The organism is Methylocystis sp. H62 (assembly GCF_015709515.1).
Lineage (GTDB): Bacteria > Pseudomonadota > Alphaproteobacteria > Rhizobiales > Beijerinckiaceae > Methylocystis.
The window spans coordinates 61,748-84,369 of the sequence record NZ_JADNQZ010000054.1 but is presented as its reverse complement, the minus strand read 5'-3'; the positions used below and the strand labels follow the sequence as shown (position 1 = coordinate 84,369).

At 62.7% G+C, this 22,622-nt stretch carries 17 protein-coding genes; 11 read left to right on the top strand and 6 right to left on the bottom strand.

The window, feature by feature from the left end; translation table 11 throughout:
• Positions 1–13 precede the first annotated feature (13 nt).
• From IYY11_RS12270 to IYY11_RS12260, 3 genes are all read left to right on the top strand, one after another.
• The gene (locus tag IYY11_RS12270; RefSeq protein ID WP_196404117.1) at positions 14–1,552 is read left to right on the top strand and encodes an NAD(P)H-hydrate dehydratase; all 1,539 of its coding nucleotides are present in this window, start codon (positions 14–16) and stop codon (positions 1,550–1,552) included.
• 236 nt (positions 1,553–1,788) lie between these two features.
• Positions 1,789–2,436 carry a carbonic anhydrase gene (locus IYY11_RS12265; protein ID WP_196404223.1) on the top strand — a complete coding sequence of 216 codons (648 nt, stop codon included), beginning with the start codon at positions 1,789–1,791 and terminating at the stop codon, positions 2,434–2,436.
• 41 nt (positions 2,437–2,477) lie between these two features.
• Positions 2,478–4,043 carry a SulP family inorganic anion transporter gene (locus IYY11_RS12260; protein WP_196404116.1) on the top strand — a complete coding sequence of 522 codons (1,566 nt, stop codon included), beginning with the start codon at positions 2,478–2,480 and terminating at the stop codon, positions 4,041–4,043.
• 12 nt (positions 4,044–4,055) lie between these two features.
• On the opposite strand, the gene IYY11_RS12255 is transcribed toward IYY11_RS12260, so the two are convergent.
• From IYY11_RS12255 to IYY11_RS12245, 3 genes are all read right to left on the bottom strand, one after another.
• Positions 4,056–4,754, bottom strand: a complete 699-nt coding sequence (locus IYY11_RS12255; protein ID WP_210331335.1) for a tetratricopeptide repeat protein — start codon at positions 4,752–4,754, stop codon at positions 4,056–4,058.
• 124 nt (positions 4,755–4,878) lie between these two features.
• A complete protein-coding gene (locus IYY11_RS12250; RefSeq protein WP_196404115.1) occupies positions 4,879–5,646 on the bottom strand; it encodes a glycerophosphodiester phosphodiesterase family protein in 768 nt (255 codons plus the stop codon).
• Entirely contained in the window at positions 5,643–6,122 is a 480-nt protein-coding gene (locus IYY11_RS12245) for a RidA family protein (protein WP_196404114.1), read from the bottom strand. The genes IYY11_RS12250 and IYY11_RS12245 overlap by 4 nt, the downstream gene beginning before the upstream one ends.
• A gap of 108 nt (positions 6,123–6,230) precedes the next feature.
• On the opposite strand from IYY11_RS12245, the gene IYY11_RS12240 reads away from it, so the two are divergent.
• Complete coding sequence (locus IYY11_RS12240; RefSeq protein WP_196404113.1) at positions 6,231–7,052, top strand: cell envelope integrity EipB family protein; 822 nt, start codon at positions 6,231–6,233, stop codon at positions 7,050–7,052.
• A gap of 16 nt (positions 7,053–7,068) precedes the next feature.
• Here the strand turns inward: IYY11_RS12240 and IYY11_RS12235 are convergent, their stop codons facing one another.
• Entirely contained in the window at positions 7,069–8,112 is a 1,044-nt protein-coding gene (locus IYY11_RS12235; protein WP_196404112.1) for a hypothetical protein, read from the bottom strand.
• Positions 8,113–8,291: 179 nt separating this feature from the next.
• Here IYY11_RS12235 and IYY11_RS12230 point away from each other — a divergent pair, with 179 nt between their 5' ends.
• From IYY11_RS12230 to IYY11_RS12220, 3 genes are all read left to right on the top strand, one after another.
• Positions 8,292–8,861 (top strand): pyruvoyl-dependent arginine decarboxylase, encoded by a 570-nt coding sequence (locus IYY11_RS12230; protein ID WP_196404111.1) that lies wholly within the window; start codon positions 8,292–8,294, stop codon positions 8,859–8,861.
• Positions 8,858–9,778, top strand: coding sequence for an agmatinase (gene speB / locus IYY11_RS12225; protein WP_196404110.1), 921 nt, complete (start codon positions 8,858–8,860; stop codon positions 9,776–9,778). The genes IYY11_RS12230 and speB overlap by 4 nt, the downstream gene beginning before the upstream one ends.
• 125 nt (positions 9,779–9,903) lie before the next feature.
• Positions 9,904–10,467, top strand: a complete 564-nt coding sequence (locus tag IYY11_RS12220) for a hypothetical protein (RefSeq protein ID WP_196404109.1) — start codon at positions 9,904–9,906, stop codon at positions 10,465–10,467.
• A gap of 21 nt (positions 10,468–10,488) precedes the next feature.
• On the opposite strand, the gene IYY11_RS12215 is transcribed toward IYY11_RS12220, so the two are convergent.
• Complete coding sequence (locus IYY11_RS12215; protein WP_312029730.1) at positions 10,489–10,887, bottom strand: hemerythrin domain-containing protein; 399 nt, start codon at positions 10,885–10,887, stop codon at positions 10,489–10,491.
• Between the two features lie 28 nt (positions 10,888–10,915).
• On the opposite strand from IYY11_RS12215, the gene IYY11_RS23310 reads away from it, so the two are divergent.
• Complete coding sequence (locus IYY11_RS23310; protein ID WP_281431698.1) at positions 10,916–11,038, top strand: hypothetical protein; 123 nt, start codon at positions 10,916–10,918, stop codon at positions 11,036–11,038.
• Between the two features lie 28 nt (positions 11,039–11,066).
• Here IYY11_RS23310 and IYY11_RS12210 read toward each other — a convergent pair whose 3' ends face one another.
• Positions 11,067–13,139 carry a catalase gene (locus IYY11_RS12210; RefSeq protein WP_196404107.1) on the bottom strand — a complete coding sequence of 691 codons (2,073 nt, stop codon included), beginning with the start codon at positions 13,137–13,139 and terminating at the stop codon, positions 11,067–11,069.
• 306 nt (positions 13,140–13,445) lie between these two features.
• Here IYY11_RS12210 and IYY11_RS12205 point away from each other — a divergent pair, with 306 nt between their 5' ends.
• The 3 genes from IYY11_RS12205 (at position 13,446) to IYY11_RS12195 (ending at position 22,616) form a co-directional block, all read left to right on the top strand.
• A complete protein-coding gene (locus tag IYY11_RS12205; protein WP_246719904.1) occupies positions 13,446–14,492 on the top strand; it encodes a sensor histidine kinase in 1,047 nt (348 codons plus the stop codon).
• A 677-nt stretch (positions 14,493–15,169) separates the two neighbouring features.
• Complete coding sequence (locus tag IYY11_RS12200) at positions 15,170–21,529, top strand: type I polyketide synthase (RefSeq protein WP_196404106.1); 6,360 nt, start codon at positions 15,170–15,172, stop codon at positions 21,527–21,529.
• Positions 21,530–21,584: 55 nt separating this feature from the next.
• Positions 21,585–22,616, top strand: coding sequence for a 3-oxoacyl-[acyl-carrier-protein] synthase III C-terminal domain-containing protein (locus IYY11_RS12195; protein ID WP_196404105.1), 1,032 nt, complete (start codon positions 21,585–21,587; stop codon positions 22,614–22,616).
• The last annotated feature ends 6 nt before the right edge of the window (positions 22,617–22,622 follow it).

The window sequence follows — 22,622 nt, the reverse complement described above, 5'->3', positions numbered from 1 at the left end:
TCACCATCGCGCCATGCCCTCCGCTTTCCCGCTCGAAATCCTCACGACGGATCAAATGGCGCGCGCCGATCGCCTGACGATCGAGAGCGGCGTGCCGGCGATGTCGCTGATGGAGAGCGCCGCCGCGGCGATCGCGCGGGCGACCAGCCAAATTCTTCAACGCACCAGCGGGCGGCGGGTCTTGGTGCTCTGCGGTCCGGGCAACAATGGCGGCGACGGCTTTGTCGCGGCGCGGCTGCTGCGCGCGCTGCGCTATAAAGTCCGCGTCGCCTCCCTGACGCCGCTCGACCAATTGCGCGGCGACGCGGCGCAAGCGGCCGCCGCTTGGCCTTGTCCAGTCACGTCCGCGCTCGAGTGCAGCTTCGAGGGCATCGATCTCGTGATCGACGCCCTGTTCGGCACGGGCCTCGCGCGCGATCTCGATTCGAACGCCAGCGCGCTCGTCCGCCGCCTCAACCGCTGGCGTCGCGAAAGCGGCCAGTACGTCGTCGCCGTCGATATTCCCAGCGGCGTCGACGGCACGACCGGCGCGGTGCGCGGCGCGGCGGTGGAGGCCGACGCGACGGTCACCTTTTTTCGCGTGAAGACCGGGCATCTGCTACTGCCCGGCCGTCTGCATTGCGGCGCGCTCACCTGCACGCATATCGGCATTCGACCCTCCGCGCTCGATTCGCTCGGCGTTGAGACCTTCGTCAACATGCCGCAGCTCTGGCGCGACGCGCTGCCCCTGCCGCAAGTCGAGGGCCACAAATATTCGCGCGGCCATGCCTTGGTCGTCTCGGGGGGCGCCTCCTTTACAGGCGCCGCGCGGCTTTCGGCGGCCGCCGCGCTCCGCGCCGGCGCTGGGCTCGTGACGCTCGCCAGCCCAACGGACGCGCTCGCGGTCAACGCCAGCGCGCTCACGTCCGTCATGGTTCGGCCGGCCGACGGCGCGAAAGGCCTCGCCAAGGTTCTTTCCGATGAACGAAAGAACGCCGTCGCCATCGGTCCGGGGCTGGGCGTCAGCGAGGAAAGCTGCGCACAGGTCGAAACGGCGCTTGCGCCGCAGGCCTATCGCCGCGCCGCGGTCCTCGACGCGGACGCGCTCTCGAGCTTCGCCGGCGATCCAGAGCGGTTGTGGCGCGCAACGCGCGCTGCGCCCGGTCCGGTGGTGATGACGCCGCACGCCGGCGAATTCGCACGGCTCTTCGCCGCTTGCGAGAGCGATTGCGGCTGCCGCTCGAAACTCGACAAGGCGCGCGAGGCGGCGCGCGCCAGCGGCGCGGTCGTGCTCTTCAAGGGGGCGGACACGGTCGTCGCCGCGCCGGACGGACGCGCCTCGATTCTTGCTTATGCCACGCCCTGGCTCGCCACGGCGGGCTCAGGCGACGTCTTGACCGGCGTCATCGCCGGCCTGCTGGCGCAGCGCATGGACGGCTTCCTCGCGGCGTCCTGCGCCGCCTGGATGCATGCGCGCGCCGCCGAGATTTTTGGACCTGGGCTGATCGCCGACGATATCATCGCCGCCTTGCCGCAGGTGTGGCGGGAACTCTGCGCGGCTCAGCAAAAGTAGGCCGAAGCGAGCGGCTTCCTTGGCTGTTTTATGAGCGTGGCCCCATGCGCCGATAAGCCGGCGGACACTTGTGGTGACCTCAAGACCTCCGTAGACTCGTCCTGCTTGAGCGAGGGCGCTCGACTTCGACGATAATCGCCCTAGTTCGCGCTCCTGTCCGAGCGGCTTCCGTCGCTGTCATAGTGCTGTCGCAGCCAGACCGCTTTTGAGGCGGCAGCTGAAAGAAAACGGGCGTGATGAAATCCTTCGAAAAACTGTTGCTTGAGAACAAAGCCTGGGCCGAGGAAGTCCGGGAGCGCGATCCCGGCTATTTCGACCGTCTCGCGGCCAATCAGAAGCCCGAATTCTTGTGGATCGGCTGCTCCGACAGCCGTGTGCCCGCCGACATCATCGTCAACGCGCTGCCGGGCGCCATTTTCGCGCACCGCAACATCGCCAATCAGGTGATCGCCACCGACTTCAACTGTCTCAGCGTCATTCAATATGCTGTGCAGGTGCTCAAAGTTCAGCACGTCATCGTCTGCGGTCACTATAATTGCGGCGGCGTTCGCGCCGCCCTTGACCGACAGCGCCCCGATCTGGCGCTGCTCAATAAATGGCTGATGCATATCAAAGACATCTATCGGATGCATCGAGACGAGATCGACGCGCTCAACTCTCAGACGGAACGCGCCAACCGACTGGTCGAAATCAATGTGATCGAGCAGGTGATGCGTCTGTCGCAACTTTCGATTGTTCAGACCGCCTGGAAAGAGGACCAGCAGCCAATGCTGCACGGCTGGGTGTTCGGACTCGACGATGGCATCCTGCATCAGCTCATCACCTTGCCGCCCGGCAGCGAGGTCGACGTCATCTATCAGCAACATGGCGGCGAGGATTTCTAACCGGCCGCGCGGCATAAACCGCCAACAGGGAGAATTCAGGCGTGTTTAGGAGACATCTCGACTACTACGTCCGCTACCTCGATCATGACATTCCGGCGGGGGTCGTGGTGTTTCTCGTCGCGGTGCCGCTGTGCCTCGGCATTGCGGTCGCGTCCGGCGCTCCGCCCTTCTCCGGCGTTATCGCCGGGATCATCGGCGGGCTTGTCGTGTCTCTTGTGAGCGGTTCGCAGTTGAGCGTTTCGGGTCCTGCCGCAGGCCTGACCGTCATTGTCGCGACCGCGGTCGAAAAACTCGGCTTCGACGCCATGCTGCTTGCGGTGGCGCTGTCGGGCCTCCTGCAAGTGGGGATGGGCTTTCTGCGGGCGGGCGTCATCGGCGCGTTTTTTCCGTCGGCCGTCATCAAGGGCATGCTCGCGGCGATCGGGCTGATCCTGATCATGAAGCAGCTGCCGCACGCGGTTGGCTACGACGCCGACGCGGAAGCCGACTTGTCGTTCCTCGAGGACGACAGCCACACGCGTCTCTCCTTCCTCTGGGACGCATTCCGGTCCTTCTCGACGGGAGCGGTGATCGTCAGCCTTGTATCGCTCGCGATCATGCTCCTTTGGGATACGCCCTACATCAAGAAGCATCGCTACTTTTCGATCGCCCCCGGTCCGCTGGTCGCGGTGCTGTTTGGCATCGCCTATAACGTCGTGGCTCAGACCCTGTTTCCCTCTTTGGCGATCGCGCCACAGCATCTCGTCAATCTTCCCGCCATCTTTGGACCGATAGATTTCGCGCGGGAGTTCAACTTTCCGGACTTTACCCGGCTGATCGATGTCCAGATCTACGTAACCGCCGCCACTTTGGCGCTGGTCGGCAGCCTTGAAACTCTGCTGAGCTTAGAGGCCGTCGACAAGCTCGATCCGCTCAAGCGCATCGCGCCGACCAATCAGGAGCTCAAAGCGCAGGGCGTCGGCAATTTCCTGAGCGGCATGTTGGGCGGATTGCCGATCACCGCAGTGATCGTGCGCAGCTCCGCCAGCATAGACGCCGGCGCACACACCAAGGTGGCGTCCTTTGTCCACGGCGTGCTGCTGTTGCTCAGCGCGATGTTCCTGGCGAGCGTGCTCAATATGATTCCGCTCGCGTGTCTTGCGGCGGTGCTGCTGCTGACGGGCTACAAGCTCGCGAAGCCGAAGCTCTTCGTTCAGCAATATGAAAAGGGATTCAATCAATTTGCTCCATTCGCGGTGACGATCGGCGCCATTCTCTCGACGGATCTTCTCAAGGGCATGGCGATCGGCATGGCCGTGGGGCTCTTCTTCGTGTTGCGCGCAAATTATCACTCCGCGTTCACGCTCACGCGCGACGGGCGGAACTACCTGCTGCGCCTGCAAAAGGATGTGTCCTTCCTCAATAAGGCGCAGCTGCGCAACTACCTCGAGAATGTCGAGGGGAACAGTTATCTCGTGATCGATGGCACGCGCGCCGGCTTTATCGATCAGGACATCATGGAGACGATTCAGGATTTCATCAAAGCTGCGAGCGATTACAATATCCGCGTTGAACTCAAGGAAATGCGTGGCTTGGAGCCGGTCAACGGATTGGTCCCCGCAGAATAGCGCCGCGGCGAGTCACATGGACGTCAGCGCGCGGCGGGAAAAATCGCAGGCGGCGAATTCTGGATCGAGCTTGCAGGATTTCCTGTAGGAGCGACGCGCGAGGGCAAGGCTTTTCTTTACGCCCTCGCCGTTGCGGTACGCCTGTCCGAGCATGGCGCACCCCCAATGATCGTTTTTGTCGCAGGCGATCTTAAAGCTGCGAAATTGACAGCGATCTTTGGCCTTGGCGGATAGCGACTCGAGCGGATCGCCCTCTTCGGCGGCGTTGCGCATATGCGCGGCGCGGTTGGTGCAGCCGGAGGCCTTGCCAAGCGCACAGGCCGTTGCGAACATGAGCTGCGCGTAGCGCGGCGCGATGACGCTGTCATTCTCCTGAAGCGCAAGCGCCAACCGGAAGCAGTGTTCGCCGCTGCGCTTGCCAATGCAGGCTTGATAGCATTCCTCAGGGCGGGCCGCGCAGTGATCGCGCGTGACCGCTATATCCCCCAGGAGCAATCCGCCAAGCGAGGCTTCCTTACGGAAGACGTCCGCCGGACAGGCGCGCGCGCTGGATTGCAGCGTCTTGTCGCGATCCATTTCGCCTGTTGCGCGGCGGGCGCCGTCAGCGTCGAAGGATCCGTCTTTTGCGTCGGCGACGACTGTTCCGACTCCCAGGATCGCCGCGATCCCAATTGTTAGCACAAGGCGAATTGAACGTCCGCGGAGGCGCATGGCGATGTTGCTCCCGTCGATCGAGGGGCGCTCGATTGCGATCCATGTCGCGCCCCGATCGCCTCTGCTAACAAGAATCGCCGCTGGGGCGGATGCGGCGGCGCACGCCGCGCGATTCGAGCGCTTACGGCGCGAAGCCCTCGAAGACGATCTGATCGGTCCATTCTCGCGCCCGCGCCGCCATCTCGGGCGAGCGCACGGTCCAGGTCGTTACGGGAATCTTGAGCGCCTCGCGTAGCAGCAGCGGAATGGCGTGCGGAAGATCGCGCACGCGCCAAGACAGGAAATCCGGCAGCGTGCGCCTGTAGTGCAGAAAGTGCGTGAGCTCCGCACGCTGTGCGGTGGACAGCTGCGGCCAATCATCCGCGTCGTAATGCGCCTCGCCGACGATGCCGAGCGGCCGATGCGCGATTCCAAGCGCGGCGGCGCGCGCGCGAAGAAAGGCGATCTGATCGGGGTCGAAACTTTCTACGGCGACGGGACCGCTGTAACGCGCCAGCGCCAGCGCCGTGCGCTGCGCCGCGGTCGTGTCGCCATCGAAGGCGCTCTTGATCTCTACAATGATCGGCGTTCGCCCGCCGATCGCGGCGAGAAACTCGGAAAACCTCGGAATGGCGTCATTGGCGCCGCGCAGCCTCAGACGACTGAGCTCATCCGCGCTGCGCATCGCGACCGCCCCAGCGCTGTCGGTGAGGCGCTCCAGCGTCTCGTCGTGAAATACGACGAGTTCGCCGTCGGCTGCGAGCTGCACGTCGCATTCGACGCCAAAGCCCGCGGCGATCGCCGCGCGGGCGGCCGAAATTGAATTTTCGATCACGCCCTTGCGGGCGTCATGCAGCCCGCGGTGGGCGATCGGCCGCGCCGTCAGCCACGAAAAATCGCGGGAGTTCACGGAAGAATCTCGAACACGCCCTCGATTTCGACAGCGGCGTCGAGAGGCAATTGCGCAACCCCAACGGCGAAGCGCGCATGTTTGCCGTTCTCGCCCAACACGGCGGCGACGAGATCGGAAGCGCCGTTGACGACTTGCGGCAGCGACGCGAAGTCGGGGGCGCTGTTGACATAGCCGCCGAGCCGGACGGCGCGCAGCTTCGCAAGATCGCCGATGGCGGCGTTGGCTTGGGCGAGGACGTTGAGCGCCGCCTGACGCGCGGCGGACTGCCCGGCCTCAAGCGAAACGCCGGCGCCGAGCTTACCTTGATGCGCCGGGTCGACGCCATTGGCGCCGAGCGGCAGCTGTCCCGATATGAACAGGAGGGCGCCCGCGCGCACGAAAGGAACATAGTTGGCGACCGGCGCGGCCGCAGCGGGTAGAGTCAGTCCCAGCGCTTGCAGCCGCGCGAGCGGGGTGTCGGACGGTGCGGTCATAGCGCCTCCTCAAAGAGAAAGTCGTTGCTCCCAATGGAGCGCGACCCTAGTTTCCTACTCCACGCGACGCAATGGCGTCGCAGGCGCCGCCACACAGAAAGAGGACCAATGATTTCGTTACGCGTGCTGGCCGCCGCGATCTGCGCGGCGACGCCGGTTGGCCAGGCGTTCGCCGAGCGCGCATTGCCGCTCGCCAATCATCGCGCTGTTTATGATCTGAGCCTGTTGAAATCGAGCGGCGCGAAGGCGCCAGCGCAGGCGCGCGGCAGGATCGCCTTCGACTTTTCCGGTTCGGCCTGCGAAGGCTATGTGCAGAACTTTCGCCAGATCACCGAATTGCAGCCCTCGGAAGGGGCGGCCAAGCTCTCCGACATGCGTTCGGCGACATTCGAGGGCGGCGACGGCGCCGACTTTCGTTTCAAGGTGGAGACCAAAGTCGACAACTCGCGAACCGATGAAGTCGACGGAAAGGCCAAAAAATCCGCCGACGCCCGGCTGGCCATCGATCTTGCAAAGCCAAAGCGCACGCGCCTGGAGCTGTCCGGTCCGATGCTCTTTCCGACGGAACATTTGCGCAAGATCGTCGACACGGCCGCGGCCGGCGAACAGCTGCTGGAAGCGCGGGTCTTCGACGGCACGGGCGACGGCGAGAAGGCGTTCGATACTTTAACGGTCATTGGCAAGCCGACGACCGAGCCGCCCCAGGAAAAGGTCGCGCGCGTGAATGCGCTCAACAATATCCGTCGCTGGCCGGTTGCGATTTCCTATTTCGAGCTGGGCAAGAAGGACGGGCAGCCGATTTATGTGCTGTCCTTCGACCTTTATGAAAACGGCGTCTCGCGCGCGCTGAAGCTCGACTATGGCGACTTCGTCTTGCGCGGCGACATGACGGATCTCGTCTTGCAGCCGACGCCGACCTGCAAAAAATAGCGCGACGTCCAGCGGTTCACCGGCGCAAGAGCGCTGCGATTTTGCTCGCGATGGATCTTGGCCGCCAGAAGATCGCGGCGTGGATATCGAGAGTCTGGTCCAAAAAATCCGCGGTCGGCGGAACGGCGAGGAGCGTCGCATCCTCTGGAGCGCGTCTCACCGCCGCTTCGTCGTCGGGCATTGCGATGGCGACGCCGCGGTCCGTGACGATTTCGCGCGTCACGTAATGCAGCAGCATGAGATTGGCGACGATCTCCTGCATCTTCGAGCAAGGGTTCTTACGATAGACGCATCGCGGCGCGCGAATGAGATATTCGCCGCTGCTATCGTCGGACCGCAGCATCAGCGCGACGAGACGGCCCCTTCCGGGCCAATAGCATTCGCTCTGTCGGTTGAGACGGATGAACGCGCCTTCGAAAACCTTCGAGTCAATGTGACGAAGCTCGCATGCCCCGCTCCGCTGCGCCTGCGCCGCATCGACGTAATCGAAGCGAATCTCGGCTTTGGGCGCGAAGGGAATGCGCGCGTCGCCGATCCGGCTCAGCACCGCGGCGGCCACCGCCATTGAGGCGTCGACCGTCAGATGGTTTTCGTCCTGATAATGCGCCGCGGTCGGGCTTCCTGAGAAAATCTCGTCGAGCCAGATGGCGGGCGTCGCATAACGCGTCGCCGCGTCCGCGTAGAGCCGATGCGCGCGCCGCGTTGCGCTGCGCAAGGATTTGGACGCCGTCGGCCGTGGGTCCAGACAGAGAAACATCAGGCGAATTCCGCGCCGGGCGCAACAGGCTGCGATCGCTTCGAGCGTATCGGCGACGAGGCTCGGGCGTAGACAGCCGGCGGCGAAAAGCAGAATGTCATTGAGACAATATTCGAAAATGACGACGTCCGGAGAAGCCGTCGCGTCGCGCTCCATCTTCAAGAGCGCCAGCAAACCGTAAAGCGATCCTACCGCGCCGAGAAAACGATTCTCGACCTCGTGCGCCGACGCCTGCCGTTGAAATTGGAAGGCCCAGCCTTCCCGCATTCCGGCGTTGGAGCCGCCGAGCAGCAAAATTTTCATGCCATCAAAATTTTCATGCCATGGAGATATGTTGCGCCAATGGTCGCGAGCAGCCCGCTTGACGATTCTAGCCGGTTCGCGCGCGCGAGGCCATAGACGAAGCTTGCTAAAATGCTTATGGCCGAACGGGCGCCCTGTCCTAATTGAGGCGGTGGTCTTCGCGCGAGGGAGCGGGTTCGATGTTTCCCATTCCGCAATGCGTCTTTCTCACGCGCGGCGTCGGTGTCCACCGCCATCGTCTGACGGCGTTCGAATATGCGCTGCGCGACGCCGACATCGAACAGCAGAACCTCGTGGCGGTGTCGTCCATTCTACCGGCGGGATGCGAAATCGTTCCGGCGGAGCGGGGCGTCGCGACGCTTCAGCCCGGCGAAATCACGTTCACGGTGCTTGCGCGCGCTGAGACCGACGAGCCCGGAAGGCGCATCACGGCGAGCATCGGCCTCGCCCGGCCAAGGGAGCCGACGCTCTACGGCTATATTTCGGAACACCACGGCTATGGCATGACGGAGCGCGAGAGCGGCGATTATGCGGAAGATCTCGCGGCGACGATGCTCGCTTCGACGCTCGGGATCGAATTCGATCCTGACGCCGCCTGGAACGAGCGCAAGAAGGTCTATGAAACAAGCGAACTGATCGTCGAGAGCCTGTCTTTGACCGCGGCGGCCGAAGGCGCGCCGAACGGCGATTGGACCTGCGCGGTCGCCGCGGCGGTGTTCCGCTTCGTCAAACTCGACGGTTCGCCATGAGCGGGACGCCGACATTCGCCGCTCCGCCGACCTTCCTCGGCGTCGCACCGGGCGCCGACGCGGCGGTTGTCGTCGCTGGCGTCCCTTTCGACATCGGCACGACCAACCGCAGCGGCGCGCGCTTCGGGCCGTCGGCGATTCGTCACGCCAGTCGTATGTTGATCGACGGCGCGCATCCTTCGCACTGGGCGTCCCCCGTCGATCTGCCGCTCGCCGACGTAGGGGATTTCGCCATCGCGCTGGGCGACATCGCCGCGAGTCTGAAGCTCATCGAGGATCAGGCCTCAGCCTATGCGCATCTCGTGACGCTTGGCGGCGACCATGGCATCACGCTGCCTCTCTTGCGCGCCTGCGCGAAAAGACGCGGCCCGCTGGCGTTGATTCATTTCGACGCCCACGTCGATACATGGCCCGATAATTTCGGCCAGCCCTATGCGCATGGCTCGATGTTCTATCATGCGATCAACGAAGGCGTCGTCGATGCGCGCCGCATGATCCAGATCGGCATTCGCTCGCCGGTGCAGCGCGACGTCTACGACTGGACGCTTGGACAAGGCGTCACGATCGTCGCCGCGCAGGAGGCGCATGAGATTGGGCCAGCGGCGATCGCCGCGCGGATCGTCGAAGTCGTCGGCGACGCCCCGGTCTATCTGACGTTCGACGTCGACGCGCTTGATCCGGCCTTTGCCCCCGGGACCGGGACGCCGGAAATCGGCGGTCTGGCCACGTGGCAAGCGCAATCGATCATCCGCAAGCTCGCCGGTCTGAACTTCGCCGGGATGGACGTCGTCGAAGTGGCGCCGGCCTATGATGTTTCCGAAATCACCGCGCTCGCCGGCGCGACGATGGCCTGGGAATACCTCTCCCTGCTGGCGGCCTCTGCCGATACATCCCGGTCCGCCTTGCGCTCTCCTTAGCTCCTCGCCAGCGTCAATGCGGCTCTTGCCAAGGGCCGGCCTTCGGCAGCACTCTGGCCCGAACAGCCGGATGCGGCGGGACGCTTCGAAGCGGATCGAGGCGTGCAAGGGCAGGGGAGGGCGGCATGTCCAGTACGGAGCGGCGGGCGCGAGAGGTGGTCGGCGTTTTCTCAGACGGCTATGTGCTCGAGAGCGCTGTCGAGGAATTGTTGAATTCGGGATTCGATCTTAGCGACATCAGCCTGCTCGCGGGGGAAAAGGCGATCGTCGGCAAGCTCGGTCATAAATATGAAAAGGTGGAGGCGGCCGAAGACGACGGCGCCGCCCCGCGCGTGGCCTATGCGCCGAGGGAAGCTTTGAGCAAGAAAGAGGGCGCGCTCATAGGCGGTCTTGTCTATGTCGGCGCCACCGTGGCGGCCGGCGCGGCGCTCGCGTCAGGGGGAGCCCTCGCGATGCTTCTCGTGAGCGGCCTGATCGGCGCGGAATTTGGCGGCCTCATCGGCGGTGTGCTTGGCGAATTCATGGAGGAGCGTCACGCGAAATATCTCCAGGAGCAACTTGACCATGGCGGCTTGTTGCTCTGGGTGCGAACGCGAAACGACGCGCTTGAGGAAACCGCCAAGCGCATTATCGCCAAACATTCCGGCCGCGACGTGCATGCGCATGACGTGCCAGCCGCCGCGGCGTGAATGACGTTGAAGCGGCCGGGATCAGGCCGCTTTTTTCATCAGCTCGGCTTTACGCTTCGAAAGCTTCACGCCCAGGGCGTCGAGGTCGACATCGCTCTTGCGCGCCTCGGGAAACATTTCCTGCTCTTCTTCCTGGACATGATGCATGACATATTCGCCAAGCACCTTGACCTTTGCATCGAAGAGATGGTCTTGCGGCGACATCGAGAGGATTTCGGCGATCAGCTGTTTGGCGCTTGCGTGCTCAACTTCGGCTTCGTCGAGAAGCTCGTCGTCGTCGATGCTCTTGCGCAGCGCCGGATAGAAGATTTCCTCTTCGATCTTGGCGTGAACAGTCAGCGCGGCGCAAATTTTTCGGGCGAGAGCCTCCTTCTCGGTCTCGTTCTGCAGCTTTTCATACTGTTTGAACCAGGTTTTCACCTCTCGGTGATCCTCTTTCAGGAGCTTGATGGCGTCCGCCGTTTTGGAGGCGCTGGCCGACGTCTTCGCGCCCGTTCGGGGCTTCGACCTTTTCGTGCTGCTGCCCGTGCTTGCCGTTGGCATTTTGGTTCTCCTGTTGCGCGGTTGTTGACTTGACTGTTCTGTCATGCGTGACCGCATCACGCGTCGAGATCGACCGTCATTTCTCTGGGCCAGTAACGAAGTTCGGCGCAGGCCGCGATGAACGTGGCCACGTCCTTGACGGTCGTAAGCTGCATGCACGCGTCGTCCAGCGCGTCGGCGACGCCGGCTTTCCCCAGCAGCGGCAATGCGCTCTCGGTGAAGCCGATGAACTTGCAGTGCGCGAAGGCGTCGCTTGCAAAATCGCGCGCGGCGGCATCGGCGACGAGATCGGCGGCGCCGGTCTCCGACGCGACGATGGCGACGGCGTCGTAGAGCACCGACGGACCTCCGTCGATCTTTTGCGCGGCCGGCTGCATGGCGCCGTCGTCAAGCACCACGCCGCCGATGTGGGGCGCGACAATCTCGTAAACCGCTCCAATCTTTTCGACGGCCTCGATCAGCGCCTTCAACAGCTTCGCGTCGGCGCCGTCAGTCACGAGAATCCCGAGCTTGCGCCCTGTGAAGGATTTCGGACGTGTCAGCATGCTCAACGGCGCGGAGGGGGGAAGTTCTTGGCGAGTCGGGCGCGCGGCCTTCGCCGGATCGGGCATTTCAAGCCGCAAGCCGTCAGCCACGCGTGTCGCGAGCGCAACGTCAATGTTCAAGAGATGCGACACGACTCTGGAGCGAATGTCCGGGCGCTCGCATTTGCTCAGTTCGAACACGAGCGCGTCGCCGATATGTTTGCGTTCGATCGGCGTCTGGCTGATGAAGAATTGCCGCGCCTGGCTGTAGTGATCGGCGAAGCTTTCGGCGCGACGTCTCGTCTTCGGCCCGGCGACTTCTTCTGGGTATGAGGTGAAGCCGCGCTCGGGATTCTCGCGCGGTCCGCCGAGCGCGCCCCAGCTGTTGGGCTCGTAATTGACGCGGCCCTTGGGGTTCTTCATCGCCATATGCCCGTCCTGCTGGAAATGCGCCATGGGGCATCGCGGCGCATTGACCGGGAGATGGGTGAAGTTCGGGCTGCCGAGTCGCTTCAACTGTGTGTCGAGGTAGGAGAAGTTGCGGCCCTGGAGCAGCGGATCGTCGCTGAAATCGATGCCCGGAACGATGTTCTGCGTGCAGAAAGCGACCTGTTCGGTCTCCGCGAAGAAATTGTCCACGGTGCGGTCGAGCACGAGGCGCCCGACGATCTGCACGGGAATCTGCTCTTCGGGAATAATCTTGGTCGAGTCGAGAATGTCGAACTCGAATGTGTCGGCGAACTCCTCGTCAAAGAGCTGAAGGCCGAGTTCCCATTCCGGGAAATGTCCGCCCTTGATCGCGTCCCAAAGATCTCGCCGATGGAAATCGGGATCGGCGCCATTGATCTTCACTGCTTCATTCCAAAGCACTGACTGCAGACCGAGCTTCGGCTTCCAGTGAAACTTGACGAACGTCGACTTGCCATCTGCGTTGACGAAACGGAAAGAATGAACCCCGAAGCCTTCCATGAAGCGGAAGGAGCGCGGAATGGCGCGATCCGACATGATCCACATGATCATGTGAAAGCTCTCCGGCGAGAGCGAAACGAAGTCCCAGAAGTTGTCGTGCGCCGTTTGCGCCTGGGGGAAGCCGCGATCGGGCTCAGGCTTCGCCGCGTGGATCAAGTCCGGAAACTTGATCGCATCCTGGATGAAGAACACCGGGATGTTATTGCCGACGAGATCCCAATTGCCTTCCTTGGTGTAGAGCTTCACCGCGAAGCCTCGCACGTCGCGCGCAAGGTCGAAGGATCCCTTGTTGCCGGCTACCGTCGAGAACCGCACGAACACCGGCGTCTGCTCGCCCACCCGCTGGAAAAGATCCGCGCGCGTCACGTCTGCGAGCGATTTCGTGAGTTCGAAGTAGCCATGCACGCCGAAGCCGCGCGCGTGAACCACGCGTTCGGGAATGCGCTCATGGTCGAAGTGGAAGATTTTCTCGCGGAAATGGAAGTCTTCAAGCAGACTCGGACCGCGCGCGCCAATGCGAAGCGTGTTTTGGTCGTCGGAAACCGGAATGCCCTGCTGCGTGGTGAGCGTCTCAACTTCGTCGTTCGCGGTCTGGTGCGTTTCACCGCCGTCGCCTTGCGGCTGCGCGTAAGACATCTCAACCTCGGCTGCGACAAGAGCTGGTTGCTCGGTTTGACTCTTGCCAGCGTTAGCCCTGGCGGATTCGCTCGAGGAAGACGGTTTGCGCTTTGAGCCCATCAGAAAAACTCCGACAAAAACCGCGACGAAACGCGAGTATCCCGTGAGCGAAACCTCGGGCGATCCGACTTGTTCCCCTGGCAGGAAAATTCTCTCGGAGCCGAGAGAGGCGCAGAGGCCTCAAAGACGTTATGCGGGGAAGGGTCCGCCCGCCGAAACTCGAAGCGAGCGATGCCAGCAGCGCATGCGATCTTGTTCTGAACTATGCGCTATGCAACTATTCGCGCGCCCGAGTGGGACGGAAATCACGGAATTTCGGCAAGTGACGTCAGGGTGCTCGAGGTGGCGTGGGCGACGAAAGTCTACAGGGCGTCGAAAAGAATAGAGGGCGCGCCCTCCTGGATCATTGCTCTCACATTATTCGGCGCGAGCCTGTCTGTTCGCATCCTGTTGGATCGCTGGCTCGATCCGATGAAGTTTCTCACCTTTTATCCGGCGATCGCGGCCAGTGCGCTGCTGTGCGGCTGGCGTCAGGGCGCGATGGTGTTGGCGCTCTCCGCTCTGTCGGGGTGGTATTTTTTCTTCGAGCCGCGCAACTCGTTTGTGCTCAGAGACCAGAACGCAATATTCCCGCTGATCGGATTTCTCCTCGTCGGCGGCTTTTTGCTTATTCTCGTGGCGGGAATGGCCGATCTGATCAGGCGTCTGGAAGCGGCGAACCAGGTGCAGGTCAGCCTGTTCCGCGAGCTTCAGCATCGCGTCGCAAACAACCTCCAAATTGTCCTGGCGATGATCAGCAACGCCCGGCGGGGGGTGCTCGACGTGACGGCCGCCGAACGGATCGCGGCCGCTGAAGATCGGATCGCGGCGATGTCGGCATTGCATCGCCGGCTTTACGACAAAACGAGCTACGAACAGGGACTCGCGCCTATTCTTGACGAGATGTTGCGCAATGACTTTGGCGACCTGCCGATCCAGCTGTCGTTAGATATATCCCCAGACGCAAAATTGTCGCTGGATCAGATGACCGCGGTGTTGCTTCTGGTCAATGAAGCCGCGCTCAACGCCGTCAAACACGCTTTCGAAAAAGGCGCCGGATCGAAATTCGAAGTCGCCTTGCTCAAGCAGGCGAACGGCCGTCTGCAGCTCATCATTCGCGACGACGGGCCCGGGATCGCGCCGGCGTCTGCGGCTGCGTCTGGCTCTCTCGGGATGAGCATCATGCAGGCCTTTGCGCGTCAGCTGGGCGGATCGTTGGAGATGCAAGCCGCCGCCGGCACGACGTTGATGGTGGAGTTCCCCGGCGACTAGCGGCGCAAGCGCGGCGGTCACGAGCCATCCCGTTTGGCGGGCGCCGGGAAGCGCCGAAGCAGTTCAAAGGAAATGTCACTGAGCGCGCCGGCATGTGGGAGAGCTTCGTAAAAGACGCTCAACGCGACGAAGCGCTCAAGATCCTGCCGGACGGCGAACGATCCTCGCCAAACTGCGCGGTGGACCCGCACTCCGGCCTGAAGGTCCGATCGCCCTATTCATCCGCCCATGCTTAAGCCAGCCTGCCGGTTTTTCGGTCACTGCGTGCACACCAAAGACGCTCCCGCGCCAGTTTTAAATGCGTCCAATTTGCGACTGAGCGTTTTTTGGCACTATTGTGACATCGCTCACAAGAAATTGGCGAGCAGTTGATTGCATACATATTGACTTGCGGCACGGCATCAATTAGCGGATATGCTGCAGTGCACTTTTAGCCTGCGAATGTTGCCGGTCGAATACGTCTAATTGTTTCAATCGGAGAAGCTTGGATGGATAATTATCCAATTATGTCATGCATTTGGAGGCAACTGAACGAAATAATACGTTGTATCTCTAAGCAATGAGGTCGGCGTCGTTTCTAGGGCCTGACCCGAATGCTTTGGTCTTCAAAAAGAGCCTCGCATGCGCGCTTTGGCGACGCATGATCCCAACCACCTGTGCACAGCCAGAGATATCCCATGGACGAACGTAATCTGAACCTTCAGCAATCGGGACTTCGAGGCGAGATCGGAGAGTTGGAGCCGATCGCGATCATCGGCGTGGGATGCCGCTTTCCCGGAGGCGCGGACAGTCCGGAAGCATACTGGAACCTCCTCGTCTCAGGCCGCCCGGCGATCCGCGAGGTGCCTGAAGACCGCTGGAGCCTGGATCGGTTCTATAACGAGAATCCCGAAAAACCGAACAAGATCTACACCCGCAAGGGCGGCTTTCTCGACGAGGCGGTCCATCGCTTTGATGCTGCGTTCTTCAACATATCGCCGCGGGAGGCGGTCCATATAGACCCGCAGCAGCGACTACTCTTGGAAGTGGCGTGGGAATCCCTGGAGGACGCTGGCGTCGTTCCGGAAACGCTCGCGGGCTCCGAAACGGGCGTCTATATTGGTGGCTTCACGCTTGACAGCATGCTCGATCAGCTGAGCCCGCTTAACCGCGAGAATATCAGCATTCATTCGGGCACCGGCGCGCTGATGACGCTGCTGTCGAACCGTCTGTCCTACTTCTTCGACTTGCGCGGCCCGAGCCTTTCGGTGGACACCGCCTGCTCTTCGTCGCTCGTGGCCGTGCATCTCGCCTGCCAGGATATTTGGCGTGGTCATGTTTCCATGGCGCTGGCGGGCGGCGTCAACGTCATGTTGCGACCCGAGTATCCGATGATCATGGGCAAGGGCCACTTCCTGGCGCCGGACGGCTATTGCAAGAGTTTCGACGAACGCGCCAATGGCTATGCGCGCGGCGAGGGCGCCGGCGTGATCCTGCTCAAGCCCTATGCCGCCGCCATGCGCGATGGAGATCACGTCTACGCGACGATACGCGGCACGGGCGTCAATCAGGACGGGCGCACCGACGGCATCACAATGCCGAGCGGCGAGGCGCAGGAGGCGCTGATTCGGCGTGTCTACGCTCAAAGCGGCGTGCCATTCAGCGACGTGCGCTACGTCGAGGCGCATGGCACGGGGACGCCGGTGGGCGATCCGATCGAAGCCGGCGTGCTTGGACGCACGATCGGCGCTGGCCGCGAGGTTGACGACGCCTGCCTGATCGGTTCGGCGAAATCGACGATCGGCCATCTCGAAGCGGCGGCGGGCGTCGCCGGTCTCATCAAGGCGGCGCTCTGTCTTGATCGAGGAGCCGTGCCGCCGCAAGCCAATCTGCAGAATCCCAACCCGAAGATTCCCTTCCAGGAACTCGGCATTCGCTTGCCGACAAGCCTCGAGCCGCTTTCGCAAGGCGATGAGGACATATACTGCGGAGTCAATTCTTTCGGCTTTGGCGGCACCAACGCGCATGTGGTCCTTCAGCGCGCAGAGAAGCCGCGGGTGGAAGAGAAGAAGGATGGGTCGGCGGGAGAGCAGATCCTCACCCTTTCCGGCCGCGATCCCAAGGTGCTGACCATTCTTGCCCGCTCCTATGCGCAGATGCTCTCGCGCGGCAGACGTGCGGCGCTTGAGGACATTTGCCATTCGGCGCGAATTCGGCGCTCGGCCCACGAATGCCGGCTGAGCGTCGTCGCCGCTTCGGCCGCCGAAATGGCGACGGAGCTCGAGCAGTTCGCCGCACATGGCTACAGCGACCACGTCATTCAGGGCAAAGCGGCTCGGCGAGCCGAATCGCGACCAATTTTCGTGTTTACCGGCATGGGGCCCCAGTGGTGGGGCATGGGCCGGCAATTGCTCGAGAGCGAACCGGTCTTTCGCAAGGCGGCGGAGGAGATCGACGCGATCTTCCGCCCCCTCGCCGGCTTCTCCATTCTCGAGGAGATGCGCGAGGACAAAAGCCGCTCACGGGTCAAACAGACGCGTATCGCGCAACCCGCAAATTTCGTCGTGCAGGTCGCCTTGGCCGAACTTCTCCGTTCCTGGGGCGTCTATCCGGCGGCGGTGGTCGGACACAGCGTCGGCGAGGTGAGCGCCGCCTACATTTCGGGGGCGCTCAGCCTCGAGGACGCCGTCGCCGTTTCTTATCATCGCAGCCGACTTCAGCAGCTGGCCGCCGGCAAGGGGCGCATGCTGGCCACCGGCCTCAATCGAGAGCAGGCCGAACGCATTCTGGAGTCCTGTCCGGACACAGTTTCGATCGCCGCGATCAATAGCGTTTCAACGGTCACGCTGGCTGGCGATGGCGAAGCGCTGGCGTCAATCGCCGAGCAACTCGCCAAGGACGAGATATTCAATCGATTCCTCGATGTCGAGGTCGCGTATCACAGCCCCCAGATGGAGGAGCTGAAGCCGGAGCTGCGGGAATCTCTGCGCGGGCTTCGCCCGCAAACGCCGCACATTCCGCTCTATTCCACCGTAACCGGTCGGCGCGTCGAAGGTCCCGATTTGGATGCGGAATATTGGTGCTCCAATATGCGGAAGCCTGTGCTGTTCGCCGATGCGATGGTCGCCATGGTGTCCGACGGACTGAGCGGCTTCGTTGAGGTCGGCCCGCATCCCGTGCTCGCGACGTCGATCAAGGAAGTTCTGCGCACGAGCGAAGCGGGCGGCGTTTCTATCGCCACCTTACGCCGTGAGCATCCCGAGCGCGCGACGGTGCTCGCCGCCCTCGGCGCGCTCTATGCGAACGGCTATGACGTGAACTGGCGCGCGCTTTCTCCCGCCGGCGCGCGCTTCGTGAAGCTGCCTCTGTATCCCTGGCAGCGGGAATATTATTGGAACGAGACGAGCGCCGCCAAGCTCGACCGACTCGGCCACACGGAGCACCCCCTGCTGGGTAGCCGCGTGTCGTCGCCCATGCCGACCTGGGAGCATGATCTCGGCAGGCCGTCGATCTCTTATCTGGCCGATCACGTCATCGAGGGATCAATCATCTTTCCGGCCGCCGGCTATATCGAGCAGGGTCTGGCGTTGGCGTCGCTGCTTGATGGCGGACAGGCCAGTTACACGCTCGAAGACCTTTCGTTCCTCAGGCCGCTCGTCTTCCCGACTCTCAAAGATCCGATTGTTCGCGCGATCTACGATCGGAGCTTGAGGGAGTTCCAGATCTACGGTCAGACGGATGACGAAACCCAGTCTTGGACGCTGCACGCGATGGGCCGGGTGCTCGCCTTGCCGTCGCCTCGGAGCGGCGCCGAATCGTTGGCCGAGGTGAAGGAGCGAATCCGGGAGTCGGTCGACGTCGCCGAGCTTTATGATCGGTTGGCCGCGCACGGGTTGGCCTATGGTCCGCACTTCCGCACGATTCGCACTCTGACGCGGAACGGCGATGAGATATTGGCGGAGCTTGAGGTCATTCAGGGGCCCTCGGAGGAGCTTGAGGCCTATCGGCTTCATCCGGCCCTGCTTGACGGCGCCATCCAAACGCTTGTGGGCGCGATCGGCGACAAGCTCCAGGAATCGACCTATCTGCCGGTTGGCGTTGGTCGAGTGGTTTTTCACGCTGGAAGCGGCGCTCCGCTCTGGGCGTACGGCAGCGTGAACGATCATTCCTCGGAAGGGTTCGAAGGCGACCTCATTCTCTATCGCGCCGATGGCAGCGTCGCGGCGGAAGTCCTCGGCATCAGATGCAAGGCGCTCCACACGAAAAAGCTCACGCCAGAGGAGCGGCTTGAAAGCCGATCCTACGGGCTCGCTTGGGAGGTCAAGCCGCTCGGCGAAACCGATCAACAGGCCGGAGACTGTCTGCTCTTCGCCGCAAGTCCGGACTCGTCCAAAGAGCTCGCGGCCGCGCTTGAAGAGGCCGGCGCCAAAGTTCGAACCGTGGACGCGCAGTCGCTGACGGACGTCGTCGCAGCGCGCAAGCTTGTCGACGAAAGCCCACAGCTTCGCGCCATCGTCTTCCTGGGCGAATCGACGCCGGGCGCGCAGGACGCCGTGAGCGATCTTGGCGAAGCCAAGCGCCTCCTCCGCCTTGCGCAAGCGCTCGAAGGCCGGGACGCGGGCGAGGACGCTTCCCCCAGACTGTTCGTCGTGACGTCGCTCGCGCAGCCTTTGCCGGGTGCGCAGACGGTGAATCTGGCGCACGCCGCGCTGATAGGTCTGGCGCGCACGATCGCCGGCGAAAATCCCCAATTGAGGTGTACCGCCGTCGACGTGGATCCCCTGGAGGGGAGCCGCAGTCTCCTCGCGCGGCAAATCCTCAGCGACGATCCCGAGACTGAGGTCGCGTTGCGGGGCGATGTGCGGCGCGTGCAGCGGCTTGTTCCGGCGGCCGCTCTCCGCCAGGAGGAGGAGGAGCCCGAGACACGCACCGTCTCCGCCGCCTCCGTACAGGCCTTCCGCCTGTCGCGGGGAGCCGAGAACCGCCTCGAGAGCCTGCGCTTCGAGGAGGCTCCTCGGCCGGCTCCCGCCGCAGGCGAAATCGAAATTGAAATCAAGGCCGCGGCGCTCAACTTCAAGGACGTGCTGAAGGTCCTGGGCATGTTGCCCGCCAAGGCGCTGGAGGGCTCCTATCACGGCGCCGAACTCGGCATGGAGGCGGCGGGCGTCGTCACCGCCGTCGGCGAAGGGGTGACGGTCTATAAGGTCGGCGACGAGTTGATGGGCTCCTTCAAGGGTTCCTTCAGCTCCCATGTGCGCGTGCCCGTCGATCGCCTGCTCGCCATGCGCAAGCCTTCGTCCTTGACGTTTGAAGAGGCCGCCAGCGTTCCCGTCATCTTCTTGACGGCCTATTACGCCTTGCATGACATCGCACGGCTGAAGGCCGGCGAAACCGTGCTCATTCACGCCGCCGCCGGCGGCGTGGGGCTCGCGGCGATCCAGGTCGCGAAATCGATCGGCGCACGTATCTTCGTCACGTCGGGAAGCGAGGCGAAACGCGACTATCTGCGCACGCTGGGCGTGGAGCAGGTCTTCGACTCGCGCAGCCTCGAATTCGCCGACGGCGTCCTGAAGTCGACGGGCGGCCGGGGCGTCGACGTCGTCCTCAACTCGATCGCGGGAGAGACGTTGGTCAAAAGCTTGGAGGTGACGGCTCCCTTCGGACGATTCGTGGAGATCGGCAAGCGCGACATCGTCGAGAACGCGCGCCTGCCGCTGCTGCCCTTCAACAAGAACCTCCTGTTTGCAGCGATTGATCTCGACCGACTCATGGCCGAGCAGCCGAGTGCGATTCGAGAACTTCTCGCCCAGATCTGGGACCGGTTCGAGCGCGGCGATCTTCGCCCCACGCCTGTGACCGTCTTCCCGCTGCACGAGGCCGCGGACGCGTTCCGCTTCATGGCGCAATCAAAGCAGACGGGTAAAATCGTCCTGTCCTTCAGCGACCCCGCGCGCGTCGAAGTCGTGCCGGAGGAAGTCGAGAAAAAGCTGATTCAGCCGAAAGCCACCTACATGGTGACAGGCGGCTTCAGCGGCTTCGGCCTGAACGCTGCGCGTTGGCTGGCGCAGCAAGGGGCGGAGAATCTGGTCCTCGTCAGCCGCAGCGGCGCCGCCTCCAGCGAGGCGCGACGCGCGGTGACGGCGCTCGAAGCGCAAGGCGTCAACGTCATGAGCGTCGCCGCCGACGTCAGCGTCGAAGCCGATGTTGCGGCGATGATGGCGCGGATCGACCTCGAGCTTCCGCCGCTATGCGGCGTCGTGCATTCGGCGGCCGTATTGGACGACACCGTGCTTTCTGGACTCACCGACGAACGGTTCGACGCGGTCTATCGCCCCAAGGCGGTCGGCGCCTGGAACCTGCACCAGGTGACCCGCAACGCGCCGCTGGACTTCTTCTTGTGTTTTTCGTCGATTTCGGCGCTCATCGGCAATCCGGGGCAAGGAAACTATGTCGCGGCCAACGTCTTCCTCGACATGCTCGCGCACTACCGGCAGACGCTCGGCCTTCCCGGTCAAAGCGTCAATTGGGGCGCGATCGGCGACGTCGGAATGCTGACGCGTGACAAGACGGTTGCGCAGCACCTCGCGCGGGCAGGCATCCAGCCAATTTCCTCGACGGAAGCGCTCGAGGATCTGGAAGGATCTCTGCTTCAGGGGACGGCGCAATTCGCCTATGTCGATGTCGACTGGTCCAAGTGGGCGTCGACCCATCCGGCGAGTTCGGCTCCCCGCTTCGCGCCTCTTGTCAGTGAGGCCCGTGACGAGTCCGACAGCGTCATCGACCGCGTCCGCGCTGAACTGGCGCAGATTGAGCCGGAACAGCGTGGCGAACACATCGTCGGCGTCGTTCGTCGCGTCGTCGGAGAGACTCTTCGCATCCCCTGCGATCGCATCGACATAGACGCTCAATTGTCTGATATGGGCATCGACTCGTTGATGGCCGTTGAATTGCAAGTCGCGGTCAAAGCGACGCTCGGGGTCGAAGTTTCTCTCATGGAGCTCATGAAGGGACGAACCGTCGCGTCGCTCGGTCGAGATTTGCTGAAGCGTTTAGGCTGAAGGCGACTGACCAGTCTATCAGATCTGCACCTGCTGAATTCGAGGAACATAAGAAATGCGCATTGATGCCGTGAAGGCCGCCTTGCCGTCGCGCAAGCTGTCGAATGAAGACATCCTTCAGATTGTCCGTGAAAGCAGCGAAGCGACGTATGACGGCGATCTCGACGCGGCGATAAAGAGAATCGAGAGCTGGCTGACCTACAGCGGCGCGCAGACGCGTTACACGCTTGAGGAAAACGAAACGCCGTTGAGCGTCTTGACCGGCGCCATCGACGCGGCGCTGGAAGAAGCGAAATGCACCAAAGATGACATCGACACGCTCGTCTATGTTGGCGTCGGACGCGGGTTCATCGAGCCGGCCGGCGCTTATCTCGTGGCGCATGCGCTGGGCTTCAAGAATGCGCATTGCTTCGATGTGCTGGACGCCTGCAACAGCTGGTCGCGGGGCGCGCAGATCATCTATCACTTCCTGCAGTCGGGAAGCAGCAAGCGTGCGATGATCGTCAACGCCGAGTTCAGCGTCACCGGCAATCGGCTTGGCAATTTCGCCCTGCGGCACGAGGAAGAGTTGAACTGGACGTTCCCGACGTACACGATCGGCGAGGCGGCCACGGCGACCATCCTTTCAGCCGATCCGACGAACGAGTGGAAATTCAAGTTCCGCTCCCGGCCAGATCTCGCCGATCTGTGTACGATCCCCGTCAACGGCTTTCAGGGCTATTGCAATCAGACTGAGCGCATCGGCAAGAACGGCAACCGGTTTACGTCTTACGGCTACGAATTATTCGAGGCGGCCGGTCCCGAACTCATCAAGGTGTTTCAAGACCTCAATCCGCCGTTGGACAAGCTCCGCGCGATCTTCCCTCACGCGGCGTCGCAAAAGGCGGGCGACGACCTCGCCGATATGTTCAGCCTGCGGCATCTGGTGTCCAACGTCTATCCGCGTTGCGGCAATCTCGTTTCCTGCTCGGTGCCGGCGGCCATGGCCTTCGCGATCGAAGAACAGCGTGTGGCGCGTGGAGACCTGCTTGCCGCGGTTGTCGCCAGTGCGGGCATGTCGTTTTCAGCATATTCGTTCATCTACTGAAGACGC